The 18401-nt window shown below is 64.3% G+C and carries 13 protein-coding genes; 7 read left to right on the plus strand and 6 right to left on the minus strand.

Annotated features, from left to right (window positions below):
• Positions 1 to 363 precede the first annotated feature (363 nt).
• Together ABXS05_RS18985 and ABXS05_RS18990 are read right to left on the minus strand one after the other, a co-directional pair.
• The gene (locus ABXS05_RS18985; RefSeq protein WP_367625025.1) at positions 364 to 3555 is read right to left on the minus strand and encodes an efflux RND transporter permease subunit; all 3192 of its coding nucleotides are present in this window, start codon (positions 3553 to 3555) and stop codon (positions 364 to 366) included.
• Between the two features lies 1 nt (position 3556).
• A complete protein-coding gene (locus ABXS05_RS18990; RefSeq protein ID WP_311944802.1) occupies positions 3557 to 4783 on the minus strand; it encodes an efflux RND transporter periplasmic adaptor subunit in 1227 nt (408 codons plus the stop codon).
• A 349-nt stretch (positions 4784 to 5132) separates the two neighbouring features.
• On the opposite strand from ABXS05_RS18990, the gene ABXS05_RS18995 reads away from it, so the two are divergent.
• The gene (locus ABXS05_RS18995) at positions 5133 to 5918 is read left to right on the plus strand and encodes an SDR family NAD(P)-dependent oxidoreductase (RefSeq protein ID WP_311944800.1); all 786 of its coding nucleotides are present in this window, start codon (positions 5133 to 5135) and stop codon (positions 5916 to 5918) included.
• An 81-nt stretch (positions 5919 to 5999) separates the two neighbouring features.
• On the opposite strand, the gene ABXS05_RS19000 is transcribed toward ABXS05_RS18995, so the two are convergent.
• Positions 6000 to 7079, minus strand: coding sequence for an alpha/beta hydrolase-fold protein (locus tag ABXS05_RS19000; protein WP_367625026.1), 1080 nt, complete (start codon positions 7077 to 7079; stop codon positions 6000 to 6002).
• A gap of 413 nt (positions 7080 to 7492) precedes the next feature.
• On the opposite strand from ABXS05_RS19000, the gene opgC reads away from it, so the two are divergent.
• Positions 7493 to 8989, plus strand: coding sequence for an OpgC domain-containing protein (gene opgC, locus ABXS05_RS19005; protein ID WP_367625027.1), 1497 nt, complete (start codon positions 7493 to 7495; stop codon positions 8987 to 8989).
• Positions 8990 to 9002: 13 nt separating this feature from the next.
• Here opgC and ABXS05_RS19010 read toward each other — a convergent pair whose 3' ends face one another.
• The gene (locus tag ABXS05_RS19010; RefSeq protein WP_367625028.1) at positions 9003 to 9404 is read right to left on the minus strand and encodes a DoxX family protein; all 402 of its coding nucleotides are present in this window, start codon (positions 9402 to 9404) and stop codon (positions 9003 to 9005) included.
• A 177-nt stretch (positions 9405 to 9581) separates the two neighbouring features.
• Between ABXS05_RS19010 and ABXS05_RS19015 the strand changes: the two genes are divergently transcribed.
• Complete coding sequence (locus tag ABXS05_RS19015) at positions 9582 to 10025, plus strand: RES family NAD+ phosphorylase (protein WP_367625029.1); 444 nt, start codon at positions 9582 to 9584, stop codon at positions 10023 to 10025.
• Between the two features lie 134 nt (positions 10026 to 10159).
• The gene (locus ABXS05_RS19020) at positions 10160 to 11308 is read left to right on the plus strand and encodes an alpha-hydroxy acid oxidase (protein WP_367625030.1); all 1149 of its coding nucleotides are present in this window, start codon (positions 10160 to 10162) and stop codon (positions 11306 to 11308) included.
• A 53-nt stretch (positions 11309 to 11361) separates the two neighbouring features.
• Here ABXS05_RS19020 and ABXS05_RS19025 read toward each other — a convergent pair whose 3' ends face one another.
• On the minus strand, positions 11362 to 13491 hold the full coding sequence (locus tag ABXS05_RS19025; RefSeq protein ID WP_367625031.1) for a glycoside hydrolase family 3 N-terminal domain-containing protein: 2130 nt from the start codon (positions 13489 to 13491) through the stop codon (positions 11362 to 11364).
• Positions 13492 to 13758: 267 nt separating this feature from the next.
• On the opposite strand from ABXS05_RS19025, the gene ABXS05_RS19030 reads away from it, so the two are divergent.
• The 3 genes from ABXS05_RS19030 (at position 13759) to ABXS05_RS19040 (ending at position 17542) form a co-directional block, all read left to right on the plus strand.
• A complete protein-coding gene (locus ABXS05_RS19030; RefSeq protein ID WP_367625032.1) occupies positions 13759 to 15087 on the plus strand; it encodes a glycoside hydrolase family 15 protein in 1329 nt (442 codons plus the stop codon).
• Positions 15088 to 15224: 137 nt separating this feature from the next.
• Positions 15225 to 16331, plus strand: a complete 1107-nt coding sequence (gene aguA, locus ABXS05_RS19035; RefSeq protein ID WP_367625033.1) for an agmatine deiminase — start codon at positions 15225 to 15227, stop codon at positions 16329 to 16331.
• 107 nt (positions 16332 to 16438) lie between these two features.
• Positions 16439 to 17542, plus strand: coding sequence for a polyamine ABC transporter substrate-binding protein (locus tag ABXS05_RS19040; protein ID WP_311944784.1), 1104 nt, complete (start codon positions 16439 to 16441; stop codon positions 17540 to 17542).
• A 20-nt stretch (positions 17543 to 17562) separates the two neighbouring features.
• On the opposite strand, the gene ABXS05_RS19045 is transcribed toward ABXS05_RS19040, so the two are convergent.
• Positions 17563 to 18315 carry a helix-turn-helix transcriptional regulator gene (locus ABXS05_RS19045; RefSeq protein WP_311944783.1) on the minus strand — a complete coding sequence of 251 codons (753 nt, stop codon included), beginning with the start codon at positions 18313 to 18315 and terminating at the stop codon, positions 17563 to 17565.
• Positions 18316 to 18401: the final 86 nt, after the last annotated feature.

Raw genomic sequence — 18401 nt, forward strand, 5'->3', positions numbered from 1 at the left:
CGGGACCAAGGGGTCGACAAGGATGCCTGACGTCGCTTTTTCCAACACGCTGCTGGTGGCCCAGTATGATTGAAATAATTATCGAATAATCGCGCTTCCTTGGTCGTTTACAGAATGATTCAGGCGGCGGTCAAGATTGAAGCTTCGAGTTTATGCTTCAATTTCAATAATAATTCCGAGGATACTATCCTTTTTCGTACATTAAAAATATTTAATTAAACCAAAAGTATTAGATAGGACCTGCGATGGGGTAGTGCGTCCGCCAAACTACCATCTTAGTTCTTTCCATTGCCGGCCTGCGCATGAAAAACCCCGCTACGTTGCCGTAGCGGGGTGGTTTGTGCGTTACGGAAGGAGCCCGATCTAATGGGCGGGGTTATCTCCCGCGTGGGGCTTGCCCCCGAAACGCTGCTTCACCCATTCGCGCAAGCCCTGGAAGAAGACATAGAGCATCGGGATCAGGAAGATGCCGAGAACGGAGGCGCCTACCATGCCGGCGAACACAGCCGTACCGACGGCGCGGCGGCTGACCATGGCGGCACCGGTGGCGATCACCAGCGGTACCAGGCCGAGGATGAAGGCGATCGACGTCATCATCACCGCGCGGAACCGCATCTTGGCACCGAGAATGGCGGCATCCCGGATCGGCAGGCCGGCCTCGCGCTGTTCCTTGGCGAACTCGACGATCAGAATGCCGTTCTTGGCGGCGAGTGCGATCAGCACCACCAGACCGATCTGGGCGTAGACGTCGAGAGAAAGCGTGGCGACCGGCATCCCGGTTATCGAGCCGACCCAGGCCAGGAATTGCGGGACGAACAGGATGCCGAGGAAGGAGGTGAACACCGCCACCACCACGGACAGCAACACGGGGATCGGAATCACCCAGCTCTCATACAGGGCCACCAGGAAGAGGAAGGCAAACAGCACGGCAAGGCCAAGGATGATGCCCGTCTGGCCGGAGGCCTGGCTCTCCTGATAGGAGGTGCCCGTCCATTCGAAGCCATAGCCGGGCGGCAGGGTCTTGGCCGAGACCTCGGCCATCGCCGACATGGCATCGCCCGAGGAGATGCCCGCCCCGGGCGAGCCGTTGACGCTCACGGCGCGATAATTGTTATAGCGCGCGATCGTCTGAGGCCCGAGCTGGGTCGAGATCGAGGTGATGGAGCGTAGCGGCACCATCTCGTTCTTGTTGTTGCGGATATAGATCTTCCACAACGCCTCGGTATCGTTGCGATCGCCGATCTCGCCCTGGATGTTGACCTGCCAAGTACGGCCATACAGGTTGAAGTCGTTGATATAGGCCGAGCCCAGCGTCGCCTGCAGGGCGGCGAACACATCCGACATCTGCAGCCCCAGGGCCTGGGCCTTGTCACGATCGATGTCGAGGAAGATCGACGGGTTGTTCGCGCTGAAAGTGGTGAACACGCGCGACAATTTCGGATCCTGGTTCGCAGCCGCGATCAGGCCCTGCGCCACGCCTGCCATGGTTGCCGGCTCGGCGCCCTCGAGGTTTTCCAGCATGTACTGGAAGCCGCCCGTGGTGGACAGGCCGATGATCGGCGGCACGTTGAGCGCCAGCACCTGAGCGGTGTTGATCGACTGCGTAGCGCCAAAAACCTGCCTGATGAGCGTCTGGGCGGAATCGGCCGCCTTCTTGCGATCCTCGAACGGCTTCAGGCGCGCCACCATGAAGGCGCTGTTCGACTGGGCGCCGCCATCGAGGAACGAGAAGCCGACGATCGCCAGATTGTCCTGGATCTGCGGCATTTTCTTGAGGATGCCTTCGACCTGTTCGACCACGGCTGTGGTGCGATTGACCGAGGCGCCGTCCGGCAATTGCAGGACGATGAAGAAGGCACCCTGGTCCTCCTCAGGCACGAAGCCGGTGGGGGTCTTCTGCTGAAGGAAATAGGTACCCGCCGCGAAGGCGGCGACGGCAACCACGCTCAGCACGGAGACGCGCACCAGCCTCGTCACCACGGCGGCGTAGCCGTCGCGGACATTGTCGATCCGCCGCATCACCCAGGCCATGATGCCGCGCTTCTTGCTGTGGCGCAGGAAGACGGCGCACAAAGCGGGCGACAGCGTCAGGGCGTTGAGGGCCGAGATCAGCATGGCGGCCGAGATGGTCACGGCGAACTGGCGGAACAGCTCGCCCGTCAGGCCCGGGATGAAGGCGATCGGCACGAACACCGAGAGCAGCACCAGGGTGATCGCGATGATCGGCGCGGTGATCTGGCTCATCGCCTTCTTGGTGGCGGCGACCGGCGACAGCTCCGGCTCCTCCTCCATCACGCGTTCGACGTTCTCCACCACGACGATGGCGTCGTCGACGACGATACCGATGGCAAGCACCAGGGCCAGCAGCGACACCGTATTGGCCGAATAGCCGAGCGCCAGCATGATGGCGAAGGTGCCGACGAGGCTGACGGGCACGGCGATGGCCGGAATGATGGTGGCGCGCAGGCTGCCCAGGAAGAGGAAGACGACGACCACCACCAGGATGAAGGCTTCGATCAACGTCCGGATCACCTCGCCGATGGTATCGGAGACGAAGGTCGAGGTGTCGTAGACGATGGTGGAGGACAGCCCCTTGGGGAAGTTCTTCTGCGCAGCGGCGAGGGTCTTCTGCACTTCCTTCGAAGTTGCCACGGCATTGGCGCCGGGCGACAGATAGATGGCGACCGCGACGGCCGGCTTGCCGTTGAGGCGCGAGGTGGTGTCGAGGTTCTGGGCACCCATTTCGACGCGGGCGACGTCACGCACGCGCAGCACCGAGCCATCAGGATTGGCGCGCACCACGATATTGCCGAACTGCTCCGGCGTGGTCAGGCGCCCCTGGGTCTGCAGGTTGAGCTGCAATTGCTGGTCCGCGGCGGCCGGCTGTGCGCCGATGCGCCCGACCGGCGCCTGCACGTTCTGCGACTGGATCGCGCTGGCGATATCGGAGGGCTGCAGGCCCAGATTGGTCATGCGCTGGGTATCGAACCAGATCCGCATGGAATAGTTTTGCTTGCTGAACAGGCTGGCCTGGCCGACACCGGGTGTGCGGGACAGCCGGTCGAGCACGTTGATCGCCAGATAATTGGTGATGAACAGCGGATCGAGCTTGGGATCGTCCGACGAGAACAGCACGAATTGCAGGATCGAGGACGAGCGCTTCTGCACCGTCACGCCCTGGGTTCGCACCGTGTCCGGCAGCTTGGCGAGCGCGGCCTGCACGCGGTTGTTGACGTTCACCGTGTCGATGTCGGGATCGGAGCCGAGCGCAAAGGAGACGGTGAGGCCGTAGCTGCCGTCATTGCCGCTGTTCGACTGCATGTACAGCATCTTGTCGACGCCGATGATCTGGGCTTCCAGCGGCTGGGCCACGGAAGATTCGACCACGGAAGCCGAGGCGCCCGGATAGGTGGCGCTGACCTGGACCTGCGGCGGTACCAGGTCGGGATATTGGGCGACGGGCAGGAAGCCCATCGCCAGCGCGCCCGCCAGGGTTATGACGATGGCGATGACGACGGCGAGGCGCGGCCGGTCGATGAAGACGGATGAAAACATCTTACTTGGCCGCCCCATTGTTGGAGGCGGGGGCCGGCGAGGGGGCGACCTTGATGCCGGGACGGACCTTCTGGATGCCGTCCACGATCACCTTCTCGCCTTCGTTGAGACCGGCCGAGACCATGGCGGTCGCGGGCGTCGTCTGGCCAAGCTGGACGCGGCGTTGCTCGACGGCATTGTCCGGGCCGACCACATAGACATAGCTGCCCTGCTGGTCGGTCAGCACGGCGCCGCGCGGGATGCCGAGAACCTGGATCGGCTCCACACCCTCAAGCAGCACGGTGACGAACTCACCGTCGATCAGCGGCCGGCGGTTGATCTCGCCAGGCGTGGCGCCGGAGACGGTGGGGTTGGCGATCTCGCCGCGCAGGGTCACCGTGTCGGTGCCGTTGGCGATGGTCGGATCGACGTAATTGAGCTTGCCGTCCTGCTCATAGGTCGAGCCGTCGGGCAGCTTCAGCTTGATGCGCACGGCGGCAAAGCCGCCGCGGCTGCCGTAATATTTCGACATTTCCAGGAATTGCGGCGACGGCACCGGGAAGGTGACATACATCGGATCTTGGCTGACGATGGTGGCGAGCGTTCCCGAGGTCGGCCCGACGATGTTGCCGGTGGTGACGGCGTAGCGCCCGATCTTGCCGTCGATCGGCGAGGTGATGGTGGTGTAGTCGAGATTAATCTGCGAGGTGCGCAGCTGGGCGTTCGCCCCCAGAATCTGGGCTTCGAGGGCCTGCTGGGAGGCGATCGCCGTGTCGACCGTCGATTGCTGGCCGGCAGGCGTCTTGAGCAGGGCCTGCGCACGCTCGGTCGTCAGCTTCGCATTGCGAAGCTGCGCTTCATACTGGGCGATCAGGGCCTTGTTGACGTCGAGGGCGGCCTGGTAGGGCGGCTGCTCCAGCCGGAAGAGCACTTCGCCCTTCTTGACCTCGCGTCCTTCCGTGAACGGGGTTTCCTCGAGCTGGGCGGTGACGCGGGCTACGATGCTGACCCGATTGATCGCCTCGATGCGGCCGATGAATTGCTGGGTCTGGGTGATCGGCATCTTGGCGGCGACGATGAAGCCGACGGCCGGAGGACCGGCGTTGGGCATCTGGGCGGCGGCCGGCGAGACGAAAACCGGCACCATCGCGGTCGAGCCGAGCAATGCCGCGAGGGCGAGCATTGGTAGGGGGCGGGGCTGGGCGTAGGAATTGGAAGAAAGAAAACGCCGTAGAATTGCTGCTATCATCACGCGCCCTGTCGCAAGATGCCAGCCGCTGCGGCGCTTGGCATCCCCATCGCAGTGATGCGGCGCCACGAGACAAACTGGATCAAAATAAAAAACAAAAACAATTTAGTAGAATGAACTGCCTTTTTGGAAGCTCCATTGTGGCAGATCAATGGCCTCCGCGGCACAAACCGGCAAGCCAGCGTCGCTCCTGCCCTAAATGGGACATTTTTGCAACAGCGCCGATGCCGCCCGACTTGGACATGACTTTCAAAAGAGGGGACAGGGCGGCAGAATCTTTCTACAGAAACTCGGCAAGAAAAGATGAAGCGCCGGGTCCGGCAAGGGCCGCTGGCGCAAGGGGGAAGTCATGAGTGATTTTGCCGGCAAGTCCGTGATCGTGACCGGTGGCAGCCTTGGCATGGGGCTGGCCTGCGCCACACGCTTCGTGCAGGGCGGTGCGGATGTGCTGATCGTGGCGAACGACAAGGCGTCCATCGAGACCGCCCTTGCCAGCCTTGGCCCGCAGGTGCGCGGCCTGGTGGGCGATGTGCGCAAGGCGGCAGACATGCAGGCAGCCGCTGCTGAGGCGGCGAGCGCCTTTGGCGGCGTCGACATCCTGGTGTGCTGCGCCGGCATCCAGCGCTACGGCACGGTGGTCGAGACGCCGGAGGAGGTCTGGGACGACGTGCTCGACGTCAATCTCAAGGGCATCTATCTGGCGGCCAAATACGCCATTCCCGAGATGCGCAAGCGCGGCGGGGGCGCGATCGTGGCGATCTCGTCCGTGCAGGCCTTCGCGTCGCAGACCTCGGTTGCCGCCTATACCGCCAGCAAAGGGGGCATCAACGCGCTGGTGCGGGCGATGGCGCTCGACCATGCCGGCGAGAACATCACCGTCAACAGCGTCTGCCCGGCCTCGGTCGATACGCCGATGCTGCGCTGGGCCGCCGATCTCTACAAGGGCGATTCGACCGCGGAAGCCACCCTTGCCGCCTGGGGCAAGGGCCACCCGATCGGGCGCATCGGCCAGCCCTGGGAGATCGCCGAGGCCGTCGCGTTCCTGGCCGGCGACAAGGCGCGTTTCATCACCGGCAGCGATTTCAAGATCGATGGCGGCGTGATGGCCAAGCTCGGCATCGTGCTGCCGGAATGAGGTTTTCCGGGCGCACCGGATTCACCGTGGTCAGCGCGCCGGCCCCTTGAAGCATCGAAGCGGCGGAGAGCCCCGATCGGGTTATTTCACCACGGTCTCGCCGCCGGCCATCTTGGGTGCTGGTTCGCCGCTGGCGCTGCTCGGCATGGCAGGGCTCACCGCCACCAGGGGCGGGGCGGTCACTGGCGTGAATTTCGAATCCACGAATTCGAGGGCATCCTCGATGGTCTTGCGCCACAGCGACCAGGTGTGGTCGCCATCGGTGACGCGGAATTCGATGTTGATCCTGTCGGCCATCAGCGTCTCGTAGAGGGCCATGGAGCCGCGCCAGAAATTGAGGCCGTCATGGTCGCCAACGGTGAGATAGATCGCCGGCAGTTCGCTGCCGGCTTCGATCTGCCGGGCGAGCAGGGTGAACACATTGGCGTCATTGAAGCGCCGGGCGTCGAAGGGCGTACCGAAGGCACCGCCGAAATGGGCGCCCTCCGGTGGCAGATCGGGGCCTCCGACCACGGTGGCCTGGTCGATGCGCTTGAAATAGCTGCCGCTCGCGCCCGCCCATGCCGTCATGGTCTGGGAGGTCGGGATGTTCTGCCACAGTGCGCCGGACAGGCTCGCGACCGCGACGAAGCGGTCCGGCCGCTTGAAGGCAAAGCGCAGCGCCCCGAATCCACCCATGGAAATGCCGGCGATGGCGCGGGATTTGCGGGTGCAATGGGGGGCGAAGCGCTTCTCGAAAGCGGTAGGCAGCTCGTTGAGGAGCGCGGTTTCGTAATTGCCCGGCCCCTTCACATCGGCGGAATCGACATACCAGCTGTTGCCGGCGGAGGGCATCACCACCAGCATCGGGTTGATGCGCCCGCTCTTGATCAGACGGTCGAGCGTCACCTTGATGGTGGCGAGCGACGACCAGTCGCGATTATTGGCGTCGCGGCCATGCAGGAGATAGAGCACCGGCCAGCCGGTTTCCGGCGCCGGCAGGTCCGGACGATAGACAGACACGGTCAAGGGCCGGCCCAAGGCCTTGCTGGGAAAGGACATTTCCTCGAGCGTGCTGGCCCTGGCCCCGGCGAGCATGGTCAATCCGGTAACGAGGCCGAGACAAAGCGTCATGGCCCTGCGGGCAACAGAAAAAATTCCTGCGGGTTCGGTGCGGACCATGCGCATTTCAAGCTCGTATTGTGCCGTGCGACAAGCGAATTCGTCGAAAGCCGGCGATCGCTGCTCGCATCCATCGCATGGTTGCTGCGCTGAGGCCGTTTGACCAGCCGCTTATGACGGCAAGCTGTGTCACAAATTTGGAAAACAACGACAATTTCCGGCCTTGACGTTGCCGGAGCGTCATTTTGTCGAACAGCGTGGCGATGATGCAACAGGGCATGCAACTTTTTGGCCGCAACTTCGTTCATCCCCGGTACAGGATGAGGCCGCCACTATGTCGCCAGGCTCCAAGAATCGCTTCTGAACTTGGTTGAGCGAGGTGCTGAAGGAAGGATGCCGAAGTGCTGGCATCCTGTCGTGGCAATTCAAGCGCGCCGCGGCGACAGCAGTGATGGAAGTGGAAGGCGCGTATTATGAACAATCAATTCAGCTTCTTGCAGCTGGCACGGCCGATGCGCCCCTATCTGCTTACGGCGCTTTTGTTCGTGCCCTGCTATTTTCTGCAGGCCTATCTGGGCTGGCACAGCTATTCATACTTTGTCTTCTTGCCGGCGGTCGTGCTTGCGGAAGTTCTGTTCGGCTTCGGCATTGGCCTGTTTGCCATCCTGCTGACGGCCACCGTCGTCACGTTCCTGTTCATCCAGCCCTTCTATACGCTGTGGCTGGCGCCCGCCCAGCTTCCGGCGCTGGCGTTGTTTGCCCTTACGGCGATCCTGATCTTCGGCGCTTGCGAGGCGGTGCGCCTGTTGATCGACTATGTTGCCGATCGTCGGCAAAACCCTCCGAAGCCGGTTGCCGCCAGCCCGGCGGTGAGGCCCAATCAGCGCGCCATCTCCGTCGACATGTGGCGCGGCTTCGTGCTGTGCACGATCTTCATCAACCACATGCCCGGCAACCTCTTTGAGGTCATCACTTCGCGCAATTTCGGTCTGTCCGATTCGGCCGAAGCCTTCGTCTTCATGTCCGGTGTCGCCATGGCGCTTGCCTATGGCCGCAAGTTCAATGCCGGCAAGGAAGTCGATGTCTCGCTGGCGCTCGGCAAGCGCGCCCTGAAGCTCTATGGCGTGCATGTCCTGATGACGCTGGCCGGCATCGCCATCTTCGCGGCAGGTGCCCTGCATTGGCGGATGCCCGATCTCATGGCGATGCATGGACGTGATCTCTACATCCAGGATGCCGGCACCTTCCTGCTCGGCACGCTCTCGCTCGGCCATCAGATCGGCTATTTCAACATCCTGCCGCTCTATATCGCCCTGATCGCCCTGGTGCCCGCTCTGTTCTATCTGGCGCGGCTGCATATCGGTGTGATGCTGGCCGCGTCGGCACTGCTCTACGGTTTGGCCCGCCACTATGGCTGGAACCTGCCGTCCTGGCCGATCGCCGGCGGCTGGTTCTTCAACCCCTTCACCTGGCAGTTCATGATGGCGATCGGTATCGCCGTCGGCCTGCTGCTGCAGCAGGGGCGGCTCGCCATCTCCAAGCCGCTGTTCGCCCTTGGCGGCCTGATCGTCTTCGCGGGTGCCTTCGTCGTCACCAACGGCTTCGGCCTGTCCTTCGGCGTGCGTGAGGCTGTTTATGGCTGGCTCGACCTCGACAAGACCAATCTCGGCCTTGGCCGCCTCGTGCACTTCCTGGGCATGGCCGCCTTCATCTATGGACTGGGCATCTCGCCCAAGCTGGCGTCGCTGCGGGTGATGCAGCCGCTGATCATGCTCGGTCGCCACAGCCTGCTGGTGTTCTTCCTGCTTTCGCTGCTGGCCGGAGCCGGTCAGGTGGTGCTGATGACGGGCCATGACGCGCTGTGGATCCAGATCGCCCTGGTCTGCGGCGGCATCGCCTTCCTGTGCGCCGCCGCCAAGTTCAGCGAGGCCGAGAAGGCGGCCGGCGGCCCGGTGATGGTGCGGGGCTGAACCAGCCCCCACCTCAGCGCAGCAGGGGCAGGATGGCCCGGACCCTGGCATCGCGCAGATAGAGGCCGCCCCACATCAGCACGCCGAGATAGACACCGAAGAGAAGGTGGCTGAAGACCGGCGTGCCCGCCCTGAGATTGGTGGCGACGGCGCCGCCCAGCAGGCCGGTGAGCAGCACCGCTCCCAGGATCGAGCTGCGCGGAATGGCGTAGAGCACCGTGGCGGCGAGGGTGATCACGCCAATGGTGCGGGCATGCTCGGGCGGATAGCCCAGGCCCTGCATGGTGTCGATCACCACCTGCAGGGGCACCAGCTTGATGGCACCGTCGAAGAGGAGGAAGACCACCACCAGGGTGCTGAGCACGATGCCCGTCCAAGAGGCACCCCTGGAGATGGAGGCGGTTTCGTTCGGCATGGCTTCGTCTCCGTGTTGGCGGAACGGGTTGTCCGCCCGTTGCCACAAGGACGTTCGTCTGCACGTGGGGCCGACAGGACCCGCGCAAGATCGTTCGCTTTTCCCGTTGTAAAAGGCTGCTGCCGGAGTATCTCTCGGCGCCGACCTGTTGCAGGCGATGAGGGAAGCGGGACGGATATGCGGTTATGGCGATTGGCGCGGCGCCCCTTCCTGGCTCTCGACGGCAGCGGCGCGGAGCGCCATGGCGCCCGCTGGACGTCACCGGGCCGGCCGGTCGTCAATTTCGCCTCGGAAGCGGCCCTCTCCGTCCTTATCGTCCTGCGTTACTTGCCGCGGGATCTGGAGGGAATCGATCAGGACTATTTGCTGGGCTGGACCGAGACTGAGGAAGAACCGGAGGACATTCCCTTCACGCCGGATCCGGTCGAGAAGCGGGCGAGGGGGGATGCATGGCTGTCCTCGAACCGCTCCCTGCTCGCAGCCGTGCCCTCCGCCGTGCTGCCGGAAGCCAGGCTCATCCTGATGAATCCGAGACATCCCAAGGCGGGCTCGATCGCACCCTTGACGGTGCGCCCGTTCAGTTTCGAGCAGTGCCTCAGCCTGCCTCCCATGCCGGGCTAGGATCGATGAACGTCCGTGGCTGGATGGCGCACCTGTCGTCCTCAGCTTCGTGCATCCGGTTGCGACGCGGCGCCTGGGCAATATTGCGAACCATGCCGTAGAGTACGCCCGGATCGAACCGGTAGAGCAACCAGATGCGCCTCGGGCAGTGCTACAATTTTCACGATTTCCGTCGCATGGCCAGGCAGCGACTGCCGGGGCCGATCTTCGACTATATCGACGGCGGTGCTGATGACGAGGTGACCTATCGGCGCAATACCGCTGCCTTCGAGGCCTGCGACCTGGTTCCGAACGTGCTTCGCGGAGTGGCGGAAGTCGACATGTCGGTCACGGTGATGGGCCAGAAGCTGGCCATGCCGGTCTATTGTTCGCCGACCGCGCTGCAGCGCCTCTTCCACCACCAGGGCGAGCGGGCCGTCGCGGCGGCGGCGGGAAAATACGGCACGATGTTCGGGGTGTCCTCGCTCGGCACCGTCAGCCTGGAGGAGGCGCGGCGGATCAGCGGCGGTCCGCAAGTCTACCAGTTCTATTTCCACAGGGATCGGGGCCTGAACCACGATATGATGGCGCGCGCCAAGAGCGCCGGCGTGCAGGCGATGATGCTGACCGTCGACAGTATCACCGGCGGCAATCGGGAGCGCGACAAGCGCACGGGATTTGCCATTCCCTTCAGGCTCACGCTCGCCGGCATGGCCCAGTTCGCGATCAAGCCGGCCTGGGCGATCAACTATCTCACCCATGAACGCTTCCAGCTGCCTCAGTTGCAGGAACACCTCAAGCTCGACGGCGGGGCGCTGTCGATCAGCCGCTATTTCACCGAGATGCTCGACCCCTCCATGTCGTGGCACGAGGTGGCGGAGATGGTGCGGCTTTGGGACGGACCGTTCTGCCTGAAGGGGATCATGTCGGCCGAGGATGCACGGCGTGCGGCGGAAATCGGCTGCAGTGCGATCGTGCTTTCCAATCATGGCGGCCGCCAGCTCGACGGCTCGCGCAGCGCCTTCGACCAGCTGGCGGAGATCGTCGATGCGGTGGGAGACCGGATCGACGTCATGATGGATGGCGGTGTCCAGCGCGGGACGCATGTCCTCAAGGCGCTCTCTTTGGGGGCCAAGGCTGTCGGGTTGGGCCGGTATTACCTATTCCCGCTTGCCGCAGGCGGGCAGCCCGCCGTCGAGCGCGCCCTGGAGCTGATGCGGATCGAGATCGAGCGAGGCATGAAGCTGATGGGCTGCACGTCCGTCGCCCAACTCACGCGCCAGAACATTCGCCTGCGTTCCTGAAACGGTTCCCGGTCCGCGCCCGGTCCGGCAAGCGCGATCCGCGATGGGGCGTCTCACAGCTTGAGCGTCACCCTGGCGTTGAGGAGCTGGCTGCGCCTGGCGCTCGAACCCAGCTTGATCTCGAAGTCGCCAGCTTCCAATACCGGCTGCAGGTCCCTGCCGGGGAAGGCGAGATCCCTCGCCGCCAGCGCGATGGTGACGGTGCCGCTCTGGCCGGGATCGAGGCTGATCCTGGCAAAGCCCCTCAGTTCCAGCAGGGGCCGGGACAGGCTCGCCACCAGATCATGCGTGAACAGGAACACGGTTTCCTGGGCCGCGCGCTTGCCGGTGTTGGTTACAGTGGCGCTGACCTCGATGGTGTCGTCGGGGCCGAACACGGCCTTGCTCACCTTCAGGCCCGACAGGCTGAAGGCGCCATAGGTGAGGCCATGGCCGAAAGGGAAGGCCGGCGCATTGGGGGCGTCGATATATTTAGAGGTGTAGTGGTCGTTCGGGTTGAAGGGGCGGCCCGTCGGATATTGCTCGTAGTAGAGGGGGGCCTGCCCGACTGCATCGGGCCAGCTCACCGGCAGGCGGCCGGAGGGCGATTCCTGCCCCATCAGGAGATCGCCGATGGCGGGGCCGGCCTGTTCGCCGGGCCACCAGGCCATCAGCACGGCCGATGCCTTGTGGAACAGCCAAGGCAAGGTCAGCGGCCGGCCGGCGAAGAGCACGACGACCACCTTCTTGCCGAGCGCCAGGATCGCCTCGGCGAGCTCGCGCTGCTTGCCCGGCAGCTCGGGATGCGCGCGGCTGGCGGCTTCCCCGCTCATCGGTGCCGTCTCGCCCAGGCAGAGCACCACGGTGTCGGCAATGCGCGCCGCTTCCACCGCGGTGGCGATGCCGGAGGTGTCGTCCGAGTTGATCTTCACGCCCTCGGCCTGTGCCACGACGGTAGCGACCTTGCCGAGGCTGGTACGCAGCGTGACGCTGTCCTCGGCCACCGAGGCGCCGCCCCAGGGACCGCGCATGTCGGCCTGGGCGTCGGCGAGCGGACCGATCAGGGCGATTCGCTCGGTACGCGTGAGCGGCAGGGCCTCGTTGTAGTTGGTGAGCAGGACGCAGGATTTGCGCGCCGCGTCGCGCGCGACCTCATGATGGTCGATGTTGCCGGCCATGGCGGCCAGGGGCGCCGTACCGCGCCGATAGGGCTGGTCGAACAGGCCGAGCCGCTCCTTGAGGGCGAGGACGCGCCTGACGCAGGCGTCGATCTCCGCCATGGTGACGAGGCCGCGCGACAGCGCCTCCGGCAGATGTTTGCGATAGGCGTTGGACACCATGTCGATGTCGACGCCTGCCCGCAGGGAGAGGGCTGCCGCCTCGGCGAGGTCGCCCGCGACACCATGGTTCAGCAGCTCGGCCACCGCATTGTAGTCGCTGATGATGACGCCGTCGAAGCCGAGCTTGTCGCGCAGCCAGCCCTTGAGCAGCGGCTCATGCGCCGTCATCGGCATGCCGGCCAGGCTGTTGAAGGCGGGCATGATCGCGGCCACCCCGGCTTTGACGGCAGCCTCGAAGGGCGGCAGATAGATCTCGTGCAGAGCCCGATCCGAAATATCCACCGAGGCGTATTCACGCCCGGCGACCGGCGCGCCATAGGCACAGAAATGCTTGGCGGTGGCGGCGATCGAGCCAATGGCCGACAGATCCGAGCCCTGGAACCCCTTGACCTTGGCAATCGCCATTTCGGCGTTGAGCCAGGAATCCTCGCCCGCGCTTTCGACGATGCGGCCCCAGCGCAGGTCCCTGGAGACATCGATCATCGGCGCGAAGGTCAAGGCAAGGCCGTCGTTCCAGGCTTCCACGGCCGCGATGCGCGCCGTGCGGGCCCAGGCAGCCCGATCGAACATGGCGGCTTCCGCCAGCGGCACCGGGAAGGCCGTCTTGTGGCCGTGGATGACGTCGAAGCCGAGCAGCAGCGGAATGCCGAGGCGTGATTCCTCCACGGCGATGCGCTGGACCTCGTTGACGTGATCGACGCCGACCATGTTGAGCAGATTGCCGATATCGCCGGAGCGGATGGCGTCGGGCGAGTCCCCGCCGAGCAGGGGGCCGGTCACCGCATAGCCCGAGGCAACCATATTGAGCTGGCCGAGTTTTTCTCGCAGCGTCATCTTGGACAACAGGGTCTCGATGCGGCTCATCATAACTCCTCGTTCGGCAGGCTTTCGCCGATCGCCGGATCGGCGGGGCCGATGTGCAAATCAGCCTCTCTTCCTTGCTTAACGCCTCGCGGCTTCTGTTCAACCCCCGCCTTGGTTAGCATCGCCGGAACATCGTGCGGTTTGGCGGAATCGCCAGGAACCGCAAGGGCGCTGTGGCCAATCCGTTGAATTGGCCGGGAACAAAGAGTTAGAGCAAGAACGACGTTTCCCGCTAACGTGTTTTGCTCTGGGAATCGGAGAGGGCAGATGAGCGTGATCACGGATCTGGATCGCTGGATCGAACAGCAATATCCCATTGCCGTCAGGAACATGCAGCTTGCGATCTCCGCCACGGCCACGGTGAAGGAGCGGCCGGGTTTCGGCCAGACCATCACGCCGAAAAGAGGTTCGGTGGTGGCATCGCCCGTACCGGCCTCCTACGATCCGGACCCCGACTATTTCTTTCACTGGTACCGCGACTCGGCCGTGGTGATCGATGCCCTCCGGCAGATCGATCCCCGCTGGCTGGACGGCGATATGGCAGCGGCGCATTTCTGCGATTTCGTCGATTTCAGCCTGTCGCTCAACGCTCTCAGGGGCGCCGATCTGGTCGCGGAGCCGGGTTGGCGCGTCAAGGTCGCCGAGGACTATCGGCAATTCGTGCGCGAGGATGCGGATCTGGCCAGCGCGGTGGTGCGTGGAGAAACGCGGGTCAACCCGGATGGATCCCTCGACATCTCGCGCTGGAACCGGCCGCAATATGACGGCATCGCGGCCCGTGTGCTGACCGTGCTGCGCTGGGCCTCCGGCCGATCCTTCGGTGTCAGGCACGACGATGCCGTCGCGACCCTGCTGGACCAGGACATCCGTTTCGTCCTCGCCCATTGGCGCGAGCCGAGCTACGACATCTGGGAGGAGGAAAAGGCGCATCACTACTATACGCTGCGCATCGAGGCGGCGGCGCTGGAGGAAGGGGCCTCCTGGTTGGCGGCGCAGGGCGATGCCGCGACCGCCCAGCGCGCCCGGGCGGATGCCGCGGAGATCCAGGGCCGCCTCCATCATTTCTGGCAGCCGGAGGAGGAGTTCTACCGCTCCCGCCTGACCGAGGACGGCAAGCCAACGCCGAAGGATCTCGACATCGCCGTCATCCTCGCCGCGATCCATGCCGCCGGCGCCCTGCCCACCCATTCGCTGCACGATATCAGGATGGAAGCGACGCTGGATCGCCTCGATGCGATCTTCGAAGAGGACTATGCGATCAACCGGGGCCGGCCCGAGGGACGCGGCATCGCGCTTGGTCGCTACCGGGGCGACGAATATTACTCCGGCGGGGCCTATTACTTCTCGACGCAGGCGGCGGCCGAATTCTGCTATCTGCGCGCGGCGGCCCTGCGTGCGGCGGACCCTGCCGCTGCCGATCGCCTCAAGGCGCGGGGCGACGCCTATCTCGAGACCATCCGTGCCTTCACGCCCGATGACGGCGAAATGTCCGAGCAGTTCGACCAGGCGACCGGCGAACACACCTCGGCCAAGCATCTGGCCTGGAGCTATGCCGGTTTCATCACGGCGGTGGAGGCGCGGCGAAAGGCGGGGTAAGCCGCCCGGCATAAGCACGATTTCGGCGACTTCCCTGCGAAACACTCTATCCCAAATGGGACATGGCGTCGGCGCCGACAAGGCTCCTACGATGGCCGGCAAGCCGCTGAGGCGGTACCGGATCAGAGGGGAAGGCCTTGTCGAAGACGCTCACCACCACGCCGCGGCAGGATGGTTTCCGCGCGCCCGGCGAGTTCGAGCCGAAAGCCGGTTGCTGGTTGATCTGGCCCGAACGGCCCGACACCTGGCGGCTGGGGGCCAAGCCCGCGCAGAAGCTGTTCGCCCGCGTCGCCACCGCGATCGCCGCAAGCGAGCCGGTCACGGTAATCGTCTCGGCGCGGCAGTGGCGTCATGCCCGGGCCTGCCTGCCCGACACGGTGCGGCTCGTCGAAATGTCGAGCAATGATTCCTGGTTGCGCGACAGCGGCCCCAATTTCGTCGTCAACGACCACGGCGAGGTGCGCGGTGTCGACTGGACCTTCAACGCCTATGGCGGGCTGAATGGCGGGCTGTATTTTCCCTGGGACCTCGATGACCAGCTTGCCCACAAGATTCTCGAAATGGAGGGGATGCACCGCTATCGCTCCACCCTGATCGCCGAGGGTGGCGGCCTGCAATGCGACGGGCAGGGCACGCTGATCACCACCGCGCAATGCCTGCTCAATGCCAACCGCAATGGCCATCTCGGCCTTGCAGCGGTTGAGCAGCAACTCGCCGACTATCTCGGCATCGACACCATCGTCTGGTTGCCTCGGGGCTTCGCCTTCGACGAGACCGACGGCCATGTCGACGACATCTGCTGCTTCGTGCGCCCGGGCGAGGTGGTGTTGAGCTGGACCGACGAGAAGGACGATCCGCAATATGAGATCGTGCGCGAGGCCGAGGACGTGCTGCGCTCGGCGCGCGATGCCCAAGGCAGGGCGCTGAAGGTGCACAAGCTGCCCCATCCCCTGCCGATCGAGACCACGGCCGAGGAAAGCGAGGGGGTGGACCAGGTCGAATTGACCTGGGCGCGGCCGGTGGGCAACCGCATCGCGGCGAGCTACATCAACTACTATCCCGGCAACAGCGTGGTGGTGGTGCCCGAATTCGGCTGCGCCCTGGATCGTCCCGCCAAAGCCGTCCTGGCCGGTCTTTTCCCCGGCCATGCCATCGTCGGCATCGAGAATTCCCGCGAGATCCTGCTCGGCGGCGGCAATGTCGCCTGCATCACGCTGCCCGTCTATGCCGGCCGTCGCGCCTAGAGCGGGCTTCGGTCTGCTTGGATAATTCTCCTCGTGATCTCAACGAGATGGGACCTTCCTGGTCTGAGCGGACCGGAAACGCTCCATCGGCTGCAAAGGAGGTTCGCATGCGCTCCCTGCTTCGTTCGGTCGTCCTTGTCATATGTCTCGCCCTTATCGGCCTGGCTCCAGTCCGGGCCGAGGACGAGAAGATCGTCAATGTCTACAATTGGACGGACTACATCGCGCCCGACACGGTGGAGAAATTCCAGAAGGAGACCGGAATCAAGGTCGTCTACGACAATTACGACGGTAACGAGATGCTGGAGACCAAGCTGCTGGCGGGCCGCTCCGGCTACGACGTGGTGTATCCTTCCGCCTTTCCCTTCCTCAGGAACCAGGTCAAGGCCGAGACCCTGCAGCCCTTGCGGCGCGATGCCATGCCCAATGCCGCCAAGGTCGACCCTCAGGTGTTGACCCTGATTGCGCAGGCAGACCCCGGCAACCAGCACGCCATGCCTTACATGGGCGTGACCGATGGCATCGGTTACAATGTCGAGGCCATCAAGCGCCGCATGCCGGATGCGCCCGTCGATTCCTTCGCCATGATCTTCGATCCGGTGATCGTCCAACGCTTCGCCGATTGCGGCGTTGCGATGATCGATGCGCCGACCGAGGTGATCCCCATGGCGCTGGCCTATCTCAAGCTCGATCCGCATTCGACCGCCCCAGGCGATCTCGCCAAGGCCGAAGCCCTGCTGAAGAAGGTGCGGCCCTCCATTCGCTATTTCCATTCCTCGCGCTACATCAACGATCTGGCCAATGGCGACATCTGCCTGGCGCTGGGCTGGTCGGGCGACATCCTCCAGGCCAAGACGCGTGGAGCGGCGGCAGCCAAGCCGGTCGAGGTGGCCTACGCCATCCCGCGGGAGGGCACGCTGGTGAATTTCGACACCATGGCCGTGCCCAAGGACGCGCCGCATCCCGACAATGCCATGCGCTGGATCGACTTCAATCTGCGGCCGGACATCGCGGCGGCCAATTCCAATTTCATATCCTATGCCAATGCGGTGCCGGCGGCGCGGCCTTTGCTCACCGAGGCGATTGCCAAGGACCCCGGCATCTATCCGCCGGACGACGTGAAGGCACGGCTGTTCGTGGTGACCAATTCCGACGTGGCGGTCCTCCGCCGCCAGACCAGGGCCTGGACGCGGATCCTGACGGGGCAGTGAGCCTGCCGTGAGAAGACGCCTCAGAGCGAGCGCCCGTCGCGTCCGCCGGCGAGCAATTCGACCTGGGAGTGCACGCCCAGCTTGGCATAGATGCTCTTGATGTGGTTGCGCACGGTGCCGGGCGATATGGCGAGCCTGCGGGCGATGGATTTGGCGCAGCCACCCTCCAGCATGAGGTCCAGGATCTGCCGTTCCCGGGCGCTCAGCCCGGTCTTGCCGCCGATACGGCCAGCCTGGCGGCCCGTCTGCCACAGTCGCCACAGCCGTTCCAGCACCAGCCGGATGGCGTCGCCGGCCCCTTCGGCGAGGACGAGGTCGGCATGGATGAAGCCGGGGCTTCCCCGATGGCGGAAGAAGGTCACGTAGCCGGCGGTGCCGGGTGAAAGATTGAACACGCCGGTGATTTCGTCGATGGTCTGCGACGGCTGGTAGAAGTCCCGATAATAGGGCGTCTTCTCGAAATGGAAGGTGTCGAAGCTGGACAGGGGCAGCAGGAAATCCTGCCGCGTGGCGGCGAATTTCTGGAAGAAGGGATCCTGGCGAAAGAGGCCCCCGTCATATTGGCGGTTCCAGCGATCGGGCCGCCCGCCGTCGATGGTGACGCAGGCGCCTTCCCGCAGATAGAGGCCGACATGGCAGCTGTCCGCTGCCAGGAGGTTGCGGGCGCTCGGTGCAAAGCGTTCCGCCAGTTGCGCCGGGGACGTTGCGGCGAACGCCTCGGCAAGGCCGCGATTCCACTGCGCAAAGCGGGACAAAGGGAGCCCTGGTTCCATGGGACGGCCATCGCATGTTGTTCGAGCGCGGCAGACACCGCTTTCGAACAACATGGCATAAAGTCCGGGAGGCTCAAATCGGTGCT

The organism is Labrys neptuniae (assembly GCF_040797145.1).
Lineage (GTDB): Bacteria > Pseudomonadota > Alphaproteobacteria > Rhizobiales > Labraceae > Labrys > Labrys neptuniae.

Excerpts from the sequence above, each read along its gene's own strand:
- ABXS05_RS19045 (WP_311944783.1), bottom strand. The coding sequence starts at position 18,315 with ATGGAACCAGGGCTCCCTTTGTCCCGCTTTGCGCAGTGGAATCGCGGC.
- ABXS05_RS19020 (WP_367625030.1), top strand. The coding sequence starts at position 10,160 with ATGCGCCTCGGGCAGTGCTACAATTTTCACGATTTCCGTCGCATGGCC.
- ABXS05_RS18995 (WP_311944800.1), top strand. The coding sequence starts at position 5,133 with ATGAGTGATTTTGCCGGCAAGTCCGTGATCGTGACCGGTGGCAGCCTT.
- ABXS05_RS19040 (WP_311944784.1), top strand. The coding sequence starts at position 16,439 with ATGCGCTCCCTGCTTCGTTCGGTCGTCCTTGTCATATGTCTCGCCCTT.
- ABXS05_RS19010 (WP_367625028.1), bottom strand. The coding sequence starts at position 9,404 with ATGCCGAACGAAACCGCCTCCATCTCCAGGGGTGCCTCTTGGACGGGC.
- opgC (WP_367625027.1), top strand. The coding sequence starts at position 7,493 with ATGAACAATCAATTCAGCTTCTTGCAGCTGGCACGGCCGATGCGCCCC.
- ABXS05_RS19015 (WP_367625029.1), top strand. The coding sequence starts at position 9,582 with ATGCGGTTATGGCGATTGGCGCGGCGCCCCTTCCTGGCTCTCGACGGC.
- ABXS05_RS18985 (WP_367625025.1), bottom strand. The coding sequence starts at position 3,555 with ATGTTTTCATCCGTCTTCATCGACCGGCCGCGCCTCGCCGTCGTCATC.
- ABXS05_RS19025 (WP_367625031.1), bottom strand. The coding sequence starts at position 13,491 with ATGAGCCGCATCGAGACCCTGTTGTCCAAGATGACGCTGCGAGAAAAA.
- ABXS05_RS19030 (WP_367625032.1), top strand. The coding sequence starts at position 13,759 with ATGAGCGTGATCACGGATCTGGATCGCTGGATCGAACAGCAATATCCC.
- ABXS05_RS18990 (WP_311944802.1), bottom strand. The coding sequence starts at position 4,783 with ATGATAGCAGCAATTCTACGGCGTTTTCTTTCTTCCAATTCCTACGCC.
- ABXS05_RS19000 (WP_367625026.1), bottom strand. The coding sequence starts at position 7,079 with ATGGTCCGCACCGAACCCGCAGGAATTTTTTCTGTTGCCCGCAGGGCC.